Here is a 17,501-nt window from a genome sequence, read left to right as displayed (position 1 = left end):
GGATACTGCCCTTATTTTGAAATCTTAGAAAGCAGATCATTTGCCGCTGTTATCTTATATTTCTCTGCCAAAGCGGCTAGTATCAGCTTCAGCGTCGCCGTGAAATTCTGCTTTTGCCAACTTTAATGGAAGGTTTAGACGTTCGCGGCTTGGTGAATACTTTGCTTGTGCTATTCTTTTGCTTATTGTCTTTCACAATCTTGTCTTTGGTCGCTGGCTTTGTCGTAATTTTATTCGTGCTTTCTTTGGAGGAGGAGGAAACACCCGCCTCTTTGGAGCGTCTCATGACCGAGCCGGTACGATTAACGGTAACTGGCGGTGCAAGCTTCTTATCATCAACAGTAGGTATGCGGTACGTTGTCTTAGGCTTGTATGTATCCTTTGACGAATAACCTCGGTATTTGCCGCTGCCGTATTTGCCCTTATCAAACAGATCATCAAGAACACTCGCGATTAAATAGGCTTGGAGAAAGCTTGAGCTATAATTCTGACGTACATATTCCGTTGAGTTAATTTCGATTAGTGTATCTTCCGGTGCATCAGGAGCCTGCTGCAAATCGATGACTTCATCGGAATAGACGAGAAACATCCGCTCAGTACTTGTCTCGCTCTGCTGCTTCGGTTTACGCTGCTCGTTAAAGTCTGAAGCGACATCAGGAACGGAACGATTTGCGGCACGATAGACGTAAGAGGTTTGATTGCCAGAGCCGTTGACTGATTCTAACGGGTACTGCTCCTTAACCGTATCTGAAATGGTGCATGCTGTGAGAAGCGGGATGATAAAGCTAAGCAGAAGCAGGTATTTCAAAGATTGATGCCACCATTTGTTCATCGTTATCCTCCTAGCCGCCGCGCAGCACGCGAACATCTGCAGGCAGCACGCTTTCTCCTTCATAGAGCATGAAGCGCCCGTTTTGCCATTCGATACGAAGCAGCTTCATATCATCCGATTGATATTGCCAGACAGACTGTTCGCCTCCCTGCATGTATGGCGTTTTGCCGGCCGCTGTAATTAAACCGGAGAATTGCTCCTCCATATGATAGGTACGTTCATCCAGCTCCAAAATGGTAGGCACCTCGTCAATCGATTCCAAGCGCCCGTCTATAGAGTCATAAAGCGCGAATACGGTTCTTTCTCGTTCCTCTATCGTTAAATAACGAATGGTTATGCCATCCTGAAGCGTTAGGACAATCGCGTTGCGTGCACGATTATGAGTTCTGCCTGTGACGTTATAGGTTATTAAGGAAACCTCACAAGCATCGCCAGGTGACAATGTCATTATGCTCTTCTCAGCAATGGGCGGCGGAGAAGCAGCAATCAGGTTTTTGATCCGTTTGAACAAGCTCATCGTATATACTCCTTCTGAATAATTAGATAGACCCGATAATTAGTGCACCTGCAACATGCAGAGAGCCTGCAAATAATGCGTAATTGACTTTACCCTCATGAATACCTTGCTCCAGCTTCATACCGCTGATAGCGATGACGATTTTCTCTACGATCAACTCTAGTATGAGCAGCAACACGAAGGAGATGAGCGAGATGAGTAGAGCTTCCCACATTTCACTTGATTTACTGATGGATTGGGACAATATGTACGCTTGAGCAAATAATTTGAGTACGAAGCGAGTCGTTACCGCGGTATTTCCTTTTTTAATTTCCTGCAAATCATTGTACTTCGTAAAACGCGAGTCTAAAAACATGATGATGATTAACAAAATAGCTCCAGCACCTGTCCAAATTGGAATTCGAATAAGGTCAATCCAAGACATCGTCAGTTCCTCCAATGGTCCAATTTATAAAAAAGACCGCTTCCGTTAAAACCGGTCCTCCGATTCGTAACATAAGCGGCCACACTAGATAATATTTATGAAGTGACTAAGCTATTACTGTTTCTCGTATTGCTTCATCAAGGCGGCAAGCTCATCATCGACCGCTTTATCCTTGCCGAGCTTCTCAAACTCAGCATCAAGCGATTTTCCTTTGGCGCTCAATTCGTTGCTGGCTTCAGCTTGCGCTTCCATTTGCAGCATCTTCTCTTCCATACGCTTCATGCCTGAAGCAGCAGAATCGGTTCCGAAGCCAGACATTGCTTTATTGATTTCCGTTTGTGCCTTGGCTGCGTTGTAACGAGCGACGAGTGTCTCACGTTTGTTTTTAAGCTCAGTGAGCTGCTGGCGCATCTCATCCAACTTGCCGCGTAGATTGTCTGCGAGCAATTTATTCTGATCGAAGCTCGTTTTGTACTCCGTTGATTTTTGTTCGGCTGTTTTCTTCTCTTCCAAGGCACGACGAGCGAGCTCAATGTTTTGCGCTTGTGCTGCCAGATGGGCTTGCTCACTGCGCTTCTCTACCAGCTGTGCTTGCTCTTCATAAAGCTGCTTGAATTTTTTCTCAATGGCAATTTGTGCTGCGACTGCTTTCTCGGCATCGGCTAGATCCTCTTGCATGTCGCGAATATATTGATCGGTCAACTTAACAGGGTCTTCCGCTTTCTCAATTAGAGCATATACATTCGATAAAGTTAGATCACGCAGTCGTTTAAATATGGACAATGAAATCCCTCCTAGAATCGTAGTACGCATAAGTCATAATACGCGAAGAGCAAGCGAGTCGTTGCAAGTAAATGCAGAATCGGTGCCATTCGCGTTTATATTTAAAGAAATGCTACAATAAACCAAAATGATCACCTGTATGAGAAGAAAAGAGGGAGCATAACCATGGAAAATAGCAAAACTGGAACGGAGCGGTTTAAGCGATTTATTTTGAACAATAAATTCGTATTATTTCTGCTTGTTTTGTTGCTTGTGGGACTGAACATTATGGTACTGACGAAAATTTCATACATTTTCACGCCTTTAACTGTGCTGCTCAAGACCTTGCTGCTGCCGGTCATATTGGCGGGAATAGCTTATTACTTACTTAATCCAGTCGTCGACTTCTTAGAACGAAAGGGAGTCAAACGGATATATTCTATTATTATGCTGTTTCTGGTTGGAGCAGGACTGATTACAATTTTGCTGGTCATCGTCATTCCATTATTAAATGGGCAAGCCGTGAGCTTCGTGAACAGCTTCCCTAAATATGGCGAGCAATTGCGGGTTAAATTTGAGCAGTTTATGGATAGCGCTGGATTTATTCAAGTACAAGAGTGGTTTAATTTAAATCCGGAGAAGCTGACGTCCAATATTACAGAGCAAGCCACGTCCATTTTGAATGGAACGTTAACTAGCGTGGGTTCCTTTGTGGGAGCACTTAAAGAGGTTATTCTTGCGATATTGACGCTTCCATTTATTTTGTTCTATTTGCTAAAAGACGGGAAAAAGCTGCCGGAAACGATCGTTAGTGTCCTGCCTAACAAGCTTCAGCCGCACACGAAACGAATTATGGCAGAGATGAACGGACAAGTCAGCAGCTATATTCGAGGTCAAATTATAGTGAGCTTCTGTATTGGGCTGCTATTATATATCGGTTACTTAATTATTGGCCTTGAGTACTCACTTGTGCTTGCGCTGGTAGCTGCGTGCACAAGCGTTATTCCGTATCTAGGACCTGCCATTGCGATTACACCAGCTTTAATTGTCGCTATGGTGACTTCGCCTGTCATGCTCCTGAAGATGGTGGTTATATGGACGATTGTTCAATTAATCGAAGGCAAGTTCATCTCGCCGCAAATCATGGGCAAAACGCTGCATATTCATCCGATTACCATTATTTTTGTTATTTTGACAGCAGGCAACTTGTTTGGCCTTGCAGGGATTGTACTTGCGGTACCGGGGTATGCAGTCATCAAGGTCGTTGTAATTCATCTGTTCGAATGGTTTAGAAGCCGCTCCATTCTCTATGAAGAAGATAAGAAAGGCGAAAACGTGCTATAATAACCGATTTCGCTTAAGCAGCTTGAAATATATAAATACAATACCGAAAGCCAGCAGGTAGGATAAAAAGGTATACCCTATATTCCAGCCGTTGCCGTAGGTTACTTTGCCAAAGATTAGAGCCATAAACTCAAGCAGTGTAGTGCCCAGTACGAACAAGAACAAGATTAGCATGGTTAATACGGGGCGTGAATTGATCAACCAGATCATAAAGCATGCTAGCAGCGGGTAAAGACCGATATCAAGCGGCAAAGCGGAAACGGACTCGTCATTGGGGATAAGAGGCGTGAAATCCCAAAACTTTAATTGAAAACCAATTGAGTTAATGACTAAAGAGGAGACCGCTCCGATAGGGAAAATAAGAAGCAAGGTTTTGGGGCTTTTTATGCCCAAATATATACCGGCAATCCAAGGAACAAAGAACCCAAATATAATGTTGATAAGCATTATAAGTTCCTTTCTTGAACATTTTTTATTAGAATGTCCTGAATCCAGTTCAGCATGCGTAAAAAAAGAAAAAAGGAAGGMGCCAAGTGCGCCTTCCTCTTTGTTTTAACCTACCTCTGGTTTGAGCAGTCGAATGGGTGGACCAATCGTCAGCTCAACTTTATTGATGCGATGTTTGCTTACTTCACGAACGGTAAAGGTCAAATTATGAAAGCCAAATTGTTTACCTGGCTTAGCTTCTTCCATTTCACTGTACAGCCAGCCGCCGACCGTATCGACCTCTTCATGCTCAAGCTCAGCTCCTATGAGGTCGCCCAGCTCAGTAAGCGATACCTTGCCATCCAGCATATAAGAGGTATCCGACAGCATCTCAATATCTTTGCGTTCATCGGCATCAAATTCATCTCTGATGTCGCCGACAATTTCCTCCAAAATATCCTCAATCGTTACAAGGCCGGAAGTGCCGCCATACTCATCTACGACGATCGCAAAGTGCACACGCTCCTGCTGCATCCGTTTTAGCAATGTCTTGACAGGCATCACCTCGGATACGGACATGACAGGCTGTATAAGTGTTTGCAAATCAATTTCTTTGTTTACTTGATATTGAAGAAACAATTGCTTCGTGTTGATCATCCCGACGATATGGTCTTTGCTGTCGCCGGCAACAGGGAAGCGGGTATACTGTTCCTTGCGAATGATATCCATGTTTTCTTGCAGCGAATTGTTCTTATATAAGACGATCATATCTGTACGCGGAACCATAATTTCTTTAGCTAAAATTTCATCAAAAGCAAAGATCCGATTTACGTAGCCATATTCCGTATTGTTGATTTTACCGCTCTCTAAGCTGTCTGTTAAAATAATTTGAATTTCTTCTTCGGAATGGGCATTCTCATGCTCCTTCGCCGGCTTTAAGCCAAATAAACGAACCAACGCATTGGCAGATCCATTCAAGACCCAGATAAAAGGGTACATGACTTTGTAGAAAAAAATAATCGGTTTTACAACAGCGAAGCTGACAAGCTCTGCCTTCTGGATGGCAATGCTCTTAGGAGCAAGCTCACCAACCACCACATGGATAAATGTGATGAATAGAAAGGCGATTAGAAATGACAAAATGTGACTCAAATTACTGTTTAGATTCCATTGCTCGAATAGAGGGAGAAGCAGTTTTTCAACGGTAGGTTCTCCTAACCAACCAAGTCCGAGCGCTGTAATTGTAATGCCAAGCTGACAGGCAGATAGGTAACCATCCAAATTGCTTACAACACGTTGAACGGCAATTGCGTTTTTCTTGCCTTCAACGACTAACTGGTCGACACGGCTGGAACGAAGCTTAATGATTGCAAATTCAGTAGCTACGAAAAAAGCGGTTAACACAATTAGTAAAGCAACTAATAGCAGATTAAGTCCTATACCCATAATAAATGTTCACAATCCTTCTTATTCGTATTTAATTGATGTTATTTAATAGTACGAACTTTCTGCCAATTCATCAAACCGCTGAAAAAGGGTTATACGGCTGCAAAAGCTCAATTTTACCGATTTAGAGAAGCCAGTAGAACAATATTAGCCGATACCTAGCGATTACGAGATTATTTGTCTGGTTTAATGAATAGTTCTTATGAACTCGAAATGAATAAAAAAAAGAACGGCAGCAGGCCGTCCAGTTTTTGAAATATAAGAAAGGATATGATTTGCAGCGACTTACCTTATATTTCGTAGTCTAGGCGATATTAAAACTTATTTGCCTGCTGCTCTGACCACTCACCGATGACAGGCAGCTTATTCAGCTTCCCTTGCAGCGTGAGCAGCATGAGGCCAATCCATGCAATGAAAGCGGCTAGACCGAGCAATATCCCTAGCAGCCAACCAATTATCGGGATAAAGCCTAACAAAATATTAGCGGCGATGAAAGCGACCGATAAGACGATAGACTGTACAGCATGCAATCTAACGAAGCGGCTCTTCTTCTCTAGCACAAGGAATATAATGCCGGTTATAAAACCTGCCAGGTAGCAAAGCAAGCCTGCTACTTTCGGATCAAGTCCCGTTGATGAGCTGTCTGGCTGTAAGGATGGAGGTTGATTCAAGAGATTCACCCTTTCTATTTTACCTATACTTGCAATGATTGTATTCGTCATACATTTTCAGTAGACCTCTTTATTTTATAAAATATTATCCAAAATTGGTATCAAAACTTTGTAAAAGGTTTGTAACCTGTTTCGACAAATTATCGTCTAAACTAAAGAATGCGTATTTATAAAAGAATTGATAAGATAGGAGAAGTCATCATATTATGAATAAAATGAATAAACGTAGATGGTTAATTGCTGCATCAGCTGCAGTAGTGCTTCTTGGTGTTGTTGGTTTTTTCAACAGAGGAACATTGGCTATGCTAGGGTTTGATTGGTTTCTGGAAGGTCAGGTCAAGAAGCAGCTCGAGCAATCTTATAAACCTATCGATGGACGGGAACCCGTTCCAGTGAGTACAATTAATAAGAAACAAGATCCATTCTCCATCCTGCTGCTCGGCATTGACCAACGCGGCAAGGAGACTGGACGGTCGGATACGATGATCTATACGGTCGTTCGTCCAAATGACGGCGAGATGCTCATGGTTTCCATACCGCGTGATACGTATGTAGATATCGTCGGTAAAAATAAAGAGGACAAGATTACGCATGCATACGCTTTTGGCGGTGCGGGAATGGCAATGAACACGGTTGAGAAGTTTCTAGACACACCTATTCAATATTACGCTTCAATTAACTTTGAAGGATTCCGCAACGTGATCGACACGCTTGGCGGAATTTCGCTTCCTATTGAAGAGGATATTGTGAACAAAGATGCTGATCATGAGAAATTTGTCATTAAAGCTGGCCAGGAAACTTACAACGGTAAGGATACACTGAACTATGTTCGTTATCGTGAGGATGCTGGCGGCGATATCAATCGTACAGAGCGTCATCAGATTTTCTTGAATCTTCTTATGGATAAAGCGAAACAAATGAATCAATGGTCCAAAATTCCTGAGCTTATGGATATTATGGGCGATAATTTCAGTACAGATATGCGTCCGCAGCAGCTAGTCGATTTAGGTCAAATCATGCTCATGGCGAAGGATCGCAAAATCTACAGCCATTCGCTGCTTGGTGACGGACATCGCTTGAAGAGCGGCGGAGCTTGGTATTATTTTGCCGATGAAGAAGATTTGTCGAAGGTGCAGACCATGATCAAAAACTGGTTAGATGCAGATACCCCTGCTTCCAGCTTAATATTGCCTGATAAGTACAATGAAGATAAGGTCAAAGATGTAGGTGCATTATCAAGCAGCGAAACGACGACTAAGCAGCCTTAATGCTGCTTGCTCCGCTCCGTCTTGCTGCTTTAGGACCAATGGGAATGGAAGAGCAAACGGAACGGAGTGGTTTAAGAAAAATGAATATCGCGTTTTTTTTGTTGCCGAAGCAAGAGGTTGTGTGTGTTACTCAGGATGTAACGTTAAGACAAACGCTAGAGCGTATGGAGTATCATCGCTATACGGCGGTTCCTATCATTAATGATGATGGCGGTTATGCAGGTACGGTTACGGAAGGCGATTTGTTATGGTATTTTAAAAATCATGCCGACTTATCACTGGAACAAACCAATAAGGTGAAGCTAATCGATGTGCCGCTTCGAATGAACAACAAGACGGTACGAATTGATGCCAATATGGATGATTTGATCTCGCTGGCGAAGGTGCAAAACTTTGTACCGGTTGTCGATGATATGAACCGTTTTATTGGCATTGTACGCAGAAGTGAAATCATTGATTACTGCCAAAAAATTATTATGGAGCAGCATAATGTGCTTCAGGATAAATAAGAAACGGCAGCGATTGGGATTGTCTTCAGGTACTATTTTCAAACTAGGCAGGGCAATATAATAAGCAATAAGACGGAATAAGCTTGCTGTTCCGTCTTTTTCTTTTATAGGAAGCGCCTAAGCGGACGTTTCGACTAAAGAGTGAGCCTGCTGGAATGTGCGTGATATGTTTAGCTTTTATGCTATAATGAGTTGTAAAAGTTTCGTAAGAAACCAGATTATATAAGCAAGAGGTGAACGGTTTGAGAACCGGCTTGAAACCAGTGCTGTGGAGCTTTGCGGCACTCCTTTTATTATTGTCCCTTCTAGTACCGCTATTTAACGTAATTACCATGCTGCTGCTTATGGTGCCGTATGTCGTGCTGTATACGATACTGTCGCCAAAATCTTTTGTGCTGCATCTGCTTCCGGTATGGGCGCTGGCATTTATTATCGGCGGGCCAGCTACACTTATTATCGGATTATTTTTCCTCATACCGTCTATTGTGATGGGTCACTTGTTTATGAAACAAGCACCTGCCTCTAAGGTACTTCGGACGGTCAGCGTCGTTGTGTTGGCGCAGTTGATGCTGGAGCTGATTATATTCCAGGCATTCCTGAATATATCACTCATCAAAGAGATTAGGACGTTCATAAGGTCAACCGTGGATGAGTTGATGACGAAGCAGCTGCTTCCCGCAGGATGGAATTCGGATTTAACGGAAGTTGTAGCTCGTACGATGGTTAATTCTATTCCTGTAACGTTCATCATTATCGCCTTCACAGTCACTGCAATTACGCAATTTGTAGCTCGCAGAGCTGTAAAGTGGAGTGGCGGCCCTGAAGTGCCTAGGTTTACGCGTGCCAAAGATTGGCGTTTGCCTCGTATACTCGTTGTGCTTTATTTAATTACTTATGTAATCGAGCTGTTCTCGTCGACGACGAGCGATTCTTTTTTTGCAGTGGCTTTGATGAACTTGGTACCTCTGCTTAGTTATGTTTTTGCGTTTCAGGCTGTCGGATTTTTCTTTTTCCTTGCTCATCAGCGAGGATGGAACAAAGCGGTACCGATTCTTATTGCGATTCCGGTGCTATTGATCCCGCCGCTTAGCTTGATCGGCGTGCTGGATACTRCTTTTCCAATCCGCAAGTCGTTTACGAAACCATAGCACAGGAGCGGATAGGAAATGCCGAAGTTTTTGGTTACACGATGGCACGGAATGCATCAAATGTGGGCCTTTGCATTGATGGTGCTCATGTCAGTGGGACTTGCATGGTTCGAGTGGCTGCTTGGGCTGCTCGGATTACTGCTCACGGCCTTGGTATTGTTTTATACCATAATGGCAGAACGTGCTTTCCGCAAAGATTTGAAATCGTATCTAGGCACGTTGTCCTACCGGGTTAAAAAGGCAGGAAACGATGTCGTCAGCGAGCTTCCTTTCGGAATTATTTTATATAACGAAGATCGTATGGTGGAATGGCATAATCCTTATATTGCTAATATGGTGGAGCGGGAAACCGTCATTGGCGTTCCGCTTGCGGAGCTTTTCCCGTCATTGCAGCAAGTGAAGGAACGCGAAGGAACGATTGAAGCTACAGTAGGCTCGCAAGTTTACCAGCTGATCTTCAAGCAGAAGGAACGCATTCTTTATGTGAAGAACATTACGGATTTGTGGCAGCTTGGCCGCAAATACGATGATGAGAAGCTCGTTATCGGCATTGTAATGATCGATAATCTTGAAGAAGTTACGCAGGGTCTCGACGATCACCAGCGCAGCTCTATGCTCTCGAAGGTGACGACGGAAATTACCGAGTGGGCTCAAAAGTATCATATTTATTTGAAGAGGCTCACGTCGGATCGTTTTCTGCTCGTAACGGATCAAAAAACGTTAAAGCAGCTTGAACAGTCTCGTTTTGTCGTGCTGGACGAGGTTAGAGATATTACCGGCGATCACAAAATTCCGGTTACGCTGAGCATCGGTTTTGCGGCAGGGGCTGAGCATATAATCGAGCTCGGCCAATGGGCGCATATGAGTCTTGATATCGCGCTCGGACGAGGCGGCGACCAAGCAGCGGTGAAGGTTGGCAGTCGGCAATCCTTCTATGGCGGCAAGTCGAATGCGGTGGAGAAACGGACACGCGTGCGCGCACGGGTGGTCGCACATGCATTACGTGATCTGATACGCGAGAGCCATAACGTAGTCATTATGGGGCACAAAATGCCCGATATGGATGCGATTGGAGCAGCTATCGGTGTTATGAAAGCGGCGCAGCTGTTCGGCAAGGAAGCTTATATTGTATTAGAAGGCGTAAATCCAGCCATTCAGAAAATGATGGAGCTCATCCGCGAAGACGAGAAGCTGTCCAGACGCTTTGTCTCACCAGAGCAGGCCTCGGCATTGATCACACCTCAGACGCTCGCTGTCGTTGTGGATACGCACAAGGTATCGATGGTGAAGGAGCCTAAGCTGCTTACACAGACCGACCGTATTGTTGTCGTCGACCATCACCGCCGCAGCGAGGAATTTATCGCGAATGCGATATTAATTTATATGGAGCCTTACGCTTCATCAACATGTGAGCTCGTAACGGAGCTGCTGCAATACATCCATGATCGAGTTGTACTTGATGTACGGGAATCAACAGCTTTGCTTGCCGGTATTACGGTGGATACAAAGAGCTTCTCGCTTCGCACGGGTGCGAGAACGTTTGAAGCGGCATCATTCCTGCGCCGTAATGGGGCAGATTCGATGATGATTCAGCGGATGCTGAAAGAGGATCTTGAGGAATACGTGCGCAAAGCCGAGATTATTAAGCATGCTGAGGTGCTTTATGAGCATGTCGCCATTGCAGTAACCGAAAGCGGTCGTAAATATTCGCAGCTGCTCATCGCACAATCAGCGGATACGCTGCTGAATATGACGGATATACTCGCTTCCTTCGTTATCGGAGAGCGCCAAGATGGACTTATTGGCATTAGTGCGCGTTCACTAGGCCATATGAATGTACAGGTCGTCATGGAGAGAATGGGCGGAGGCGGACATTTGACGAATGCTGCCGCTCAGCTGGAAGGCTCTGTGGTGGAAGTAGCGGAGCGTTTGAAACAAGTGTTAGAAGAAATTGAAAAGGAAGAGGGGTTATTTGAATGAAAGTAATCTTTTTGCAGGATGTTAAAGGACAAGGGAAAAAAGGGCAAGTAAAGGATCTGTCCGAAGGGTATGTACGTAATTTTCTATTGCCGCAAGGGCTTGCGAAGCTGGCATCCGACGGCAACCTGAAGACGCTTGAAGTACAGCATGCTTCTGAGCAGAAGCGCAAGGATAAAGAAAAGCAGGACGCGCAAGAGCTAGGCAAGAAGCTTGAAGAGATGACCATCGTAATTAAGACAAAAGCAGGCGAGGGCGGCAGACTATTTGGTGCCATTACGAGCAAACAAATTGGCGAAGCATTAGCGGCGAAAGGCATTAAAGTAGATAAACGCAAAATCGAGCTTGATGATCCAATCCGTACGCTGGGTGTTACACAAGTCGTTGTGAAGCTTCACCCTGAAGTGAAAGCAAAGCTGAACGTGCAGGCGTCTGAAGAATAGAGAAGTCTAAAGCATAAGCCAAGGTTTGTTACAGAACCTTGGCTTATGCTTACGAAGTAGGTTTTTTTGAAAAACTTAGCTATATGCTTACGATGTAGGTTTTCTTCGAAAACCTAAGTGTATGCTTACGAAGTAGGTTTGCTACGCAAACCTTTTAGGAGGGGCCCATGAGCACTGAATTGATGTTTGATCGTGTTCCACCGCAAAACTTAGAAGCGGAACAAGCTGTTATCGGAGCGATATTGCTGCAATCAGAAGCCTTGATTACAGCGATGGAGCGCGTGCGCAGTGAAGACTTCTACAGCGGTCCTCACAGACAAATATATGAGGCGATGGTTGAAATCGCGGAGAACAACCAGCCGGTTGATCTCGTGACCTTGACTGCGCATTTGCAGGATCAGCATTTGCTTGAGGAAATTGGCGGAGTCAGCTATTTGGCGAAGCTTGCCAACTCGGTGCCAACCGCAGCAAACGTTGACTACTATGCACAAATTGTAGAAGAGAAGTCGATGCTGAGGCGCCTTATTCGCACAGCAACAAACATCGTATCCGATGGTTATGCGAATTCGGAGGATGTAGGTGTACTTCTCGGAGATGCAGAGAAACAAATTCTCGAAATATCGAATCGCCGCTCCGGCAGCGGGTTCATCTCCATTAGAGACGTATTAATGGAGGTATTCGAGAAGGTAGAGCAGCTGTACCAGGATAAAGGCGGCACAACAGGCATTCCATCCGGATTTACCGATCTGGATCGGATGACGGCCGGCTTCCAGCGAAGCGACTTGATCATCGTTGCTGCCCGTCCTTCTGTAGGTAAAACGGCATTCGCGCTTAACGTTGCACAAAATGTCGGCGTTCGCGCACGCGAGACCGTCGCGATCTTTAGTCTGGAGATGTCAGCGGCACAGCTTGTACAGCGTATGATTTGCGCAGAAGCAAATGTAGACGCCCAGCGGATGCGGACAGGGCACCTTGAAGGCGATGACTGGGAAAAGCTGACGATGGCGATAGGGTCGCTTTCGGAGGCACAAATCTTTATTGATGATACACCGGGCATTACGGTCGCAGAAATTCGCGCCAAATGCCGTCGCTTGAAGAAGGAAAAAGGGCTAGGCATGATCATGATAGACTATTTGCAGCTCATCTCCGGCCGCGGCAAAGCGGGTGAGAATAGGCAGCAAGAGGTATCCGAAATTTCACGAACACTGAAGCAAATTGCGCGTGAGCTTGAAGTTCCCGTTATTGCACTTTCTCAGCTAAGCCGGGGCGTTGAGCAGCGGCAAGACAAACGTCCGATGATGTCCGACCTTCGGGAATCGGGATCTATCGAGCAAGATGCTGATATCGTATCGTTCCTTTACCGGGATGATTATTACGACAAAGAGTCTGAGAAAAAAGATATTATCGAGATCATTATCGCTAAGCAGCGGAATGGACCGGTAGGCACGGTTGAGCTCGTGTTTCTCAAAAAGTACAATAAATTCGTAAGTATCGACCGCGCGCATCAAGATCCGATGCAAGCGTCGTGAATATCCGAACAATTGCATGTGTAGTTATGCAATTGTTCGTTTTTCGTTTGACTTCTCGATGTTGGACTGCTACACTATTAATGCTGTCTTTTGACTTGTGACACGGGCCCTTTTATTAAAGGTTTGCTGGTGTATAAAGCATTGGGACGGTAATTTTCGGTGCTTATAAACACCGGACGGGGGTATAATTATGTCTACGGTTGTTGTAGTTGGTACACAGTGGGGAGACGAAGGTAAAGGCAAAATCACTGATTACTTGGCAGAGGGAGCCGACGTCGTCGCTCGTTACCAAGGAGGAAACAATGCCGGACACACCATCCTTATTGATAACAAAAAATATAAATTGACGATGATTCCATCGGGTATTTTCAATCATGATAAAACTTGCGTCATCGGTAACGGAATGGTTATTAATCCGGAAGCTCTGATTGACGAAATTAACTATATTCACGAAAATGGCTTCTCTACTGATAATTTGAAAATTAGCGATCGCGCTCATGTCATTATGCCTTATCACCTTGTGCTTGACGGTCTTGAAGAGGATCGTAAAGGCGATAATAAAATCGGCACAACTCGCAAAGGGATCGGCCCTTGCTACATGGATAAAGCGGCACGCAACGGCATTCGTATTGCTGATTTGATGGATGCTGAGGAATTTGAATCCAGAGTTCGCAGCATCATCATCGAGAAAAACCAATTGATTGAGCAAGTATATGGCGGAGCGCATCTTAATGCGGATTCCATCGTTGCGGACTATCTTGGTTATGCAGAGGTGCTTCGCAAATATGTAACAGATACTTCTGTTATTCTAAACGATGCGATCGATGCAGGTCAGAAGGTTTTGTTCGAAGGCGCTCAGGGCGTTATGCTTGATATTGACCAAGGAACTTATCCGTACGTAACATCATCCAACCCGTCAGCTGGCGGAGTTTGTATCGGTTCTGGCGTTGGCCCGTCAAAAATCCAGCAAGTTATTGGTGTTGCTAAAGCATACACAACTCGTGTAGGCGATGGTCCTTTCCCAACAGAGCAAGACAACGAAATCGGTCAAATGATTCGTGACAAAGGCCATGAATACGGTACAGTAACAGGTCGTCCACGCCGCGTTGGCTGGTTCGATACGGTAGTTGTTCGCCATGCACGCCGCGTTAGCGGTATTACAGGTCTTTCTCTGAACTCGCTAGACGTTCTTACAGGCCTTGAAACAGTTAAAATTTGCACAGGCTACAAATTGCGCGGCGAAGTGATTGATACTTACCCAGCAAGCCTCAAAATGGTATCAGAGTGCGAAGCGATTTACGAGGAGCACCCAGGTTGGTCAGAGGATATCTCTGGCGCGAAAACACTTGAGGATCTTCCAGTGAATACACGCAATTACTTGAACCGTGTATCCGAGCTTACAGGGATTCCAATTGCAATCTTCTCCGTTGGCCGTAACCGCGAGCAAACAAATCCGGTTCGTCCGATTTACGAATAAAATGTTTTTTACAAAGGATGGCCTGCGGGCCATCCTTTTTTTTGTATATAAAAATGTTGAAAACTCGCTTTAAAACACTCATTTATAGGAAATTAATAGAGTGTAGAAGAATGGTTGCCCCTAATGTTGACCATAATGATATATAACAGATTATGGCAATTGCAGCTGCTAAATAACAATTTGTCAGCTGCTGGACGAAGGGATTGGTGCGGCAATGTTGAAAAAAGTAGAATGGCTGGCGAAAATTGTAGCAGCAGGATTAATCGTAAGCTTCTTATCCATTTGGACGACGGGATATATTGTAACCAGCTATGTGGAAACGATATTAAAACAATTCAATTTACCGCTTGAAGTGCCGCCGATGGCAATGTCAGGCGTATGGGGCAAGCTATGGGGAGCAGATCCGCTAGTAACGACGGATATTGCAGATAAAGAAGAGAAAAAGACTATAGATGATGGTGAGGATACTCCAGCAACAGATGCAGGTGGAAATGAGCAGGCTGATCCACCGGCAGCCATCGACGCCTTTGGCCAAGCAACGGATGCTCCGCTTACCGATATGGGCATTGGCGGGGGCACTGAAGCAGGAAGTGGCGCAAAACCCGAAGATGGCAGTGTTGAAGAGGGAACAGCTGGTGTTGATGATACCGAGACAGCGATGACAACGGATGATTTGACTGAGGTAAAGGATCAAATGAGCGATGAGGATAAGGAAAAATTATTCAGTCTGCTTATGACAAAATTACCGCAAGAATCGTGGCAAACGATCTCTCAATATATCGAAAACGGGCTGACAGAACAAGAGTTGACAGAGATTCAACAAATAATGGCACAGCACCTCGACAAGACCGAATATGGGCAAATGATGGAGATTCTGAAAAAATATTAATATTGTGAATAGGGTGTAAAGGTTGCTCCAATTGTTGGGCATATGTTACAGTATTAGGCGAACGATCCGACAGGATAATTCGTCTTTTTTTATGTCGGAATTCGGAAAAAAAGTTGCATTAGCGCGAAAAGGAGACAATCATGACCGTTTTCAGGGACAAGGGTCGGATTCAGAAAGTATGGAATCAAGCGATTCAGTACTTTCGGCATGACCGATCGCAACAACTGGATGGCAAGACACAGCAACAATCCGCAAGTGATCAGGCAAACAAGCCGTTTTGGCGAAAAAAGCCGGTTCAGTTAGCGGGCGGGGCGCTCGTACTCCTCACAGTAGCCGGATTTAGCGGAATCCAATATGTTCAAGCAAACACAGTCGAATTTTATAACGTATATATGAATGGAACAGCCGTTGGAACCGTAAGTGATCCACAAGAAGTAGAGCAGCTAGTTTTGCTGGAAACCGAAGAGGTTCAGCAAGCTAACCCGGGCATTAACATGGTGCTTGATACAGGAACAATTACCTATGAGCCTGATCATGCATTCAAAGGAACTCCAGAAACTGCTGATACGCTGGACAAGCTTGAAGGGTTGTTTACCTCTCATGCGGTTGGTGTCGAAGTGAAGGTTGATGGAAAAGTCATCGGCATAGTGAAAGACCAACAGACAGCAGATGAAGTTTTATTGCGTGTGCAAAGCAAGTTTGCACCAAAGCTTGCCGCAGTGAAGAAGGAAGCAAAGGAAGTGAAGTCGCTTTCGTTCAATGCAAAAGATGCAAAGCCGCCAGCGCTTGATTCAAAGGCAGCCTCTAAGCAGCCTGGGCGTGAAGTGACAGAAGTTGAATTCATTGAAGCGGTAATGATGGAATCAATCGATACCGATCCAGAACAGATCATGGAAGCAGAAGCCATTTATAAGATGCTCGTTCAAGGCAGTATTCAACCAACTAAATATACGGTACAAGCAGGCGATTGCGTAGGCTGTATCGCACAGAAATTTGATATTTCCCCAGAGGTTATTTATAAGAATAACGCATGGATTAAAGATGATAAGATAACGATTGGCGATGTTCTTGATCTAACGGTGCTACAACCGGAGCTCACAGTAAAGACAACAGAGAATTTAGTTGAAGTTGAAACGATTGAACCACCCGTTGAAATTAAGAAAAATGCGAGCATGCGTGTAGGCGAGTCGAAGACAATAGCAAATGGTACGGCTGGCTCTAAACGAATGACTTATCGTATCGTGAAGCAAAACGGTTACGTCGTATCCGAAGAGCTTCTCACGAAAGAAGTAATTAAAGAAGCGACTCCAAAAATTGTTGAACGAGGTACGAAGGTTGTTTTGGGAGAAGGATCAGGACGTTTTGCAATGCCTGTCTCCGGATCTAGAATGACTAGTAAGTTCGGGAAACGCTGGGGACGCATGCATAACGGTATTGACCTTACTGGCAACAAGAACATTCTTGCATCCGATACAGGAAAAGTTGAGTTTGTTGGTACGAAGCCAGGTCTAGGCAAAACGGTTATTATCAATCATAAGAACGGCTACAAAACCGTATACGGTCACCTTAGCTCTTACAATACCAAAGTAGGGGATATTGTTGAGAAGGGTGAAAAGATTGCTATCATGGGCAGTACAGGAAACTCTACTGGCGTTCATTTGCATTTTGAAGTACACAAGGACGGCGTTTTGCAAAATCCATTAAAGTACTTATAACATATACCCATAATTTACTAGAGAGAAACACTTTTGCTATAAGCGAAGTGTTTCTTTTTTTTGCGTATATAAATGTTGTGTATGGACATGGCGTATTTAACTTATTCATGCAGTGATGGCGGAC

General features: G+C 44.6%; 17 protein-coding genes. 10 read left to right on the top strand and 7 right to left on the bottom strand.

Annotated features, from left to right (window positions below):
• Window positions 1–88: 88 nt before the first annotated feature.
• The 4 genes from AB4Z17_RS07540 to AB4Z17_RS07525 form a co-directional block, all read right to left on the bottom strand.
• The gene (locus AB4Z17_RS07540; RefSeq protein WP_441959043.1) at window positions 89–832 is read right to left on the bottom strand and encodes a DUF4247 domain-containing protein; all 744 of its coding nucleotides are present in this window, start codon (window positions 830–832) and stop codon (window positions 89–91) included.
• A 10-nt stretch (window positions 833–842) separates the two neighbouring features.
• Window positions 843–1,349: a DUF4178 domain-containing protein gene (locus AB4Z17_RS07535; RefSeq protein ID WP_441959041.1), complete on the bottom strand. Its 507-nt coding sequence runs from the start codon at window positions 1,347–1,349 to the stop codon at window positions 843–845.
• A 22-nt stretch (window positions 1,350–1,371) separates the two neighbouring features.
• Window positions 1,372–1,773 (bottom strand): DUF350 domain-containing protein, encoded by a 402-nt coding sequence (locus AB4Z17_RS07530; RefSeq protein WP_441910963.1) that lies wholly within the window; start codon window positions 1,771–1,773, stop codon window positions 1,372–1,374.
• A gap of 114 nt (window positions 1,774–1,887) precedes the next feature.
• Complete coding sequence (locus AB4Z17_RS07525) at window positions 1,888–2,556, bottom strand: PspA/IM30 family protein (RefSeq protein ID WP_076266566.1); 669 nt, start codon at window positions 2,554–2,556, stop codon at window positions 1,888–1,890.
• A 165-nt stretch (window positions 2,557–2,721) separates the two neighbouring features.
• Here AB4Z17_RS07525 and AB4Z17_RS07520 point away from each other — a divergent pair, with 165 nt between their 5' ends.
• Window positions 2,722–3,879 carry an AI-2E family transporter gene (locus tag AB4Z17_RS07520; RefSeq protein WP_441910960.1) on the top strand — a complete coding sequence of 386 codons (1,158 nt, stop codon included), beginning with the start codon at window positions 2,722–2,724 and terminating at the stop codon, window positions 3,877–3,879.
• On the opposite strand, the gene AB4Z17_RS07515 is transcribed toward AB4Z17_RS07520, so the two are convergent.
• The 3 genes from AB4Z17_RS07515 to AB4Z17_RS07505 form a co-directional block, all read right to left on the bottom strand.
• The gene (locus AB4Z17_RS07515) at window positions 3,874–4,326 is read right to left on the bottom strand and encodes a CBO0543 family protein (protein ID WP_441959039.1); all 453 of its coding nucleotides are present in this window, start codon (window positions 4,324–4,326) and stop codon (window positions 3,874–3,876) included. The genes AB4Z17_RS07520 and AB4Z17_RS07515 overlap by 6 nt on opposite strands.
• 105 nt (window positions 4,327–4,431) lie before the next feature.
• Window positions 4,432–5,751: a hemolysin family protein gene (locus AB4Z17_RS07510; RefSeq protein ID WP_441910957.1), complete on the bottom strand. Its 1,320-nt coding sequence runs from the start codon at window positions 5,749–5,751 to the stop codon at window positions 4,432–4,434.
• Window positions 5,752–6,065: 314 nt separating this feature from the next.
• Window positions 6,066–6,473 carry a DUF4870 domain-containing protein gene (locus AB4Z17_RS07505; protein WP_441878104.1) on the bottom strand — a complete coding sequence of 136 codons (408 nt, stop codon included), beginning with the start codon at window positions 6,471–6,473 and terminating at the stop codon, window positions 6,066–6,068.
• Window positions 6,474–6,628: 155 nt separating this feature from the next.
• Between AB4Z17_RS07505 and AB4Z17_RS07500 the strand changes: the two genes are divergently transcribed.
• From AB4Z17_RS07500 to AB4Z17_RS07460, 9 genes are all read left to right on the top strand, one after another.
• Complete coding sequence (locus AB4Z17_RS07500; protein WP_441959037.1) at window positions 6,629–7,690, top strand: LCP family protein; 1,062 nt, start codon at window positions 6,629–6,631, stop codon at window positions 7,688–7,690.
• Between the two features lie 80 nt (window positions 7,691–7,770).
• Complete coding sequence (locus AB4Z17_RS07495) at window positions 7,771–8,199, top strand: CBS domain-containing protein (RefSeq protein WP_076266562.1); 429 nt, start codon at window positions 7,771–7,773, stop codon at window positions 8,197–8,199.
• Window positions 8,200–8,441: 242 nt separating this feature from the next.
• Window positions 8,442–9,347 carry a DUF2232 domain-containing protein gene (locus AB4Z17_RS07490; protein WP_441959036.1) on the top strand — a complete coding sequence of 302 codons (906 nt, stop codon included), beginning with the start codon at window positions 8,442–8,444 and terminating at the stop codon, window positions 9,345–9,347.
• 18 nt (window positions 9,348–9,365) lie between these two features.
• A complete protein-coding gene (locus tag AB4Z17_RS07485) occupies window positions 9,366–11,327 on the top strand; it encodes a DHH family phosphoesterase (RefSeq protein ID WP_441959034.1) in 1,962 nt (653 codons plus the stop codon).
• A complete protein-coding gene (gene rplI, locus AB4Z17_RS07480; protein WP_076266559.1) occupies window positions 11,324–11,767 on the top strand; it encodes a 50S ribosomal protein L9 in 444 nt (147 codons plus the stop codon). The genes AB4Z17_RS07485 and rplI overlap by 4 nt, the downstream gene beginning before the upstream one ends.
• A gap of 167 nt (window positions 11,768–11,934) precedes the next feature.
• On the top strand, window positions 11,935–13,296 hold the full coding sequence (gene dnaB / locus AB4Z17_RS07475) for a replicative DNA helicase (protein WP_076266558.1): 1,362 nt from the start codon (window positions 11,935–11,937) through the stop codon (window positions 13,294–13,296).
• 190 nt (window positions 13,297–13,486) lie between these two features.
• Window positions 13,487–14,773 carry an adenylosuccinate synthase gene (locus AB4Z17_RS07470; protein ID WP_076266557.1) on the top strand — a complete coding sequence of 429 codons (1,287 nt, stop codon included), beginning with the start codon at window positions 13,487–13,489 and terminating at the stop codon, window positions 14,771–14,773.
• A gap of 214 nt (window positions 14,774–14,987) precedes the next feature.
• Window positions 14,988–15,662, top strand: coding sequence for a hypothetical protein (locus AB4Z17_RS07465; protein WP_441959032.1), 675 nt, complete (start codon window positions 14,988–14,990; stop codon window positions 15,660–15,662).
• Window positions 15,663–15,802: 140 nt separating this feature from the next.
• A complete protein-coding gene (locus AB4Z17_RS07460) occupies window positions 15,803–17,377 on the top strand; it encodes a peptidoglycan DD-metalloendopeptidase family protein (RefSeq protein ID WP_441959030.1) in 1,575 nt (524 codons plus the stop codon).
• Window positions 17,378–17,501 lie beyond the last annotated feature (124 nt).

This window comes from Paenibacillus sp. TAF43_2, from assembly GCF_052113545.1.
Taxonomy (GTDB): domain Bacteria; phylum Bacillota; class Bacilli; order Paenibacillales; family Paenibacillaceae; genus Pristimantibacillus.
This window is presented reverse-complemented; position numbering and strand designations above follow the sequence as displayed.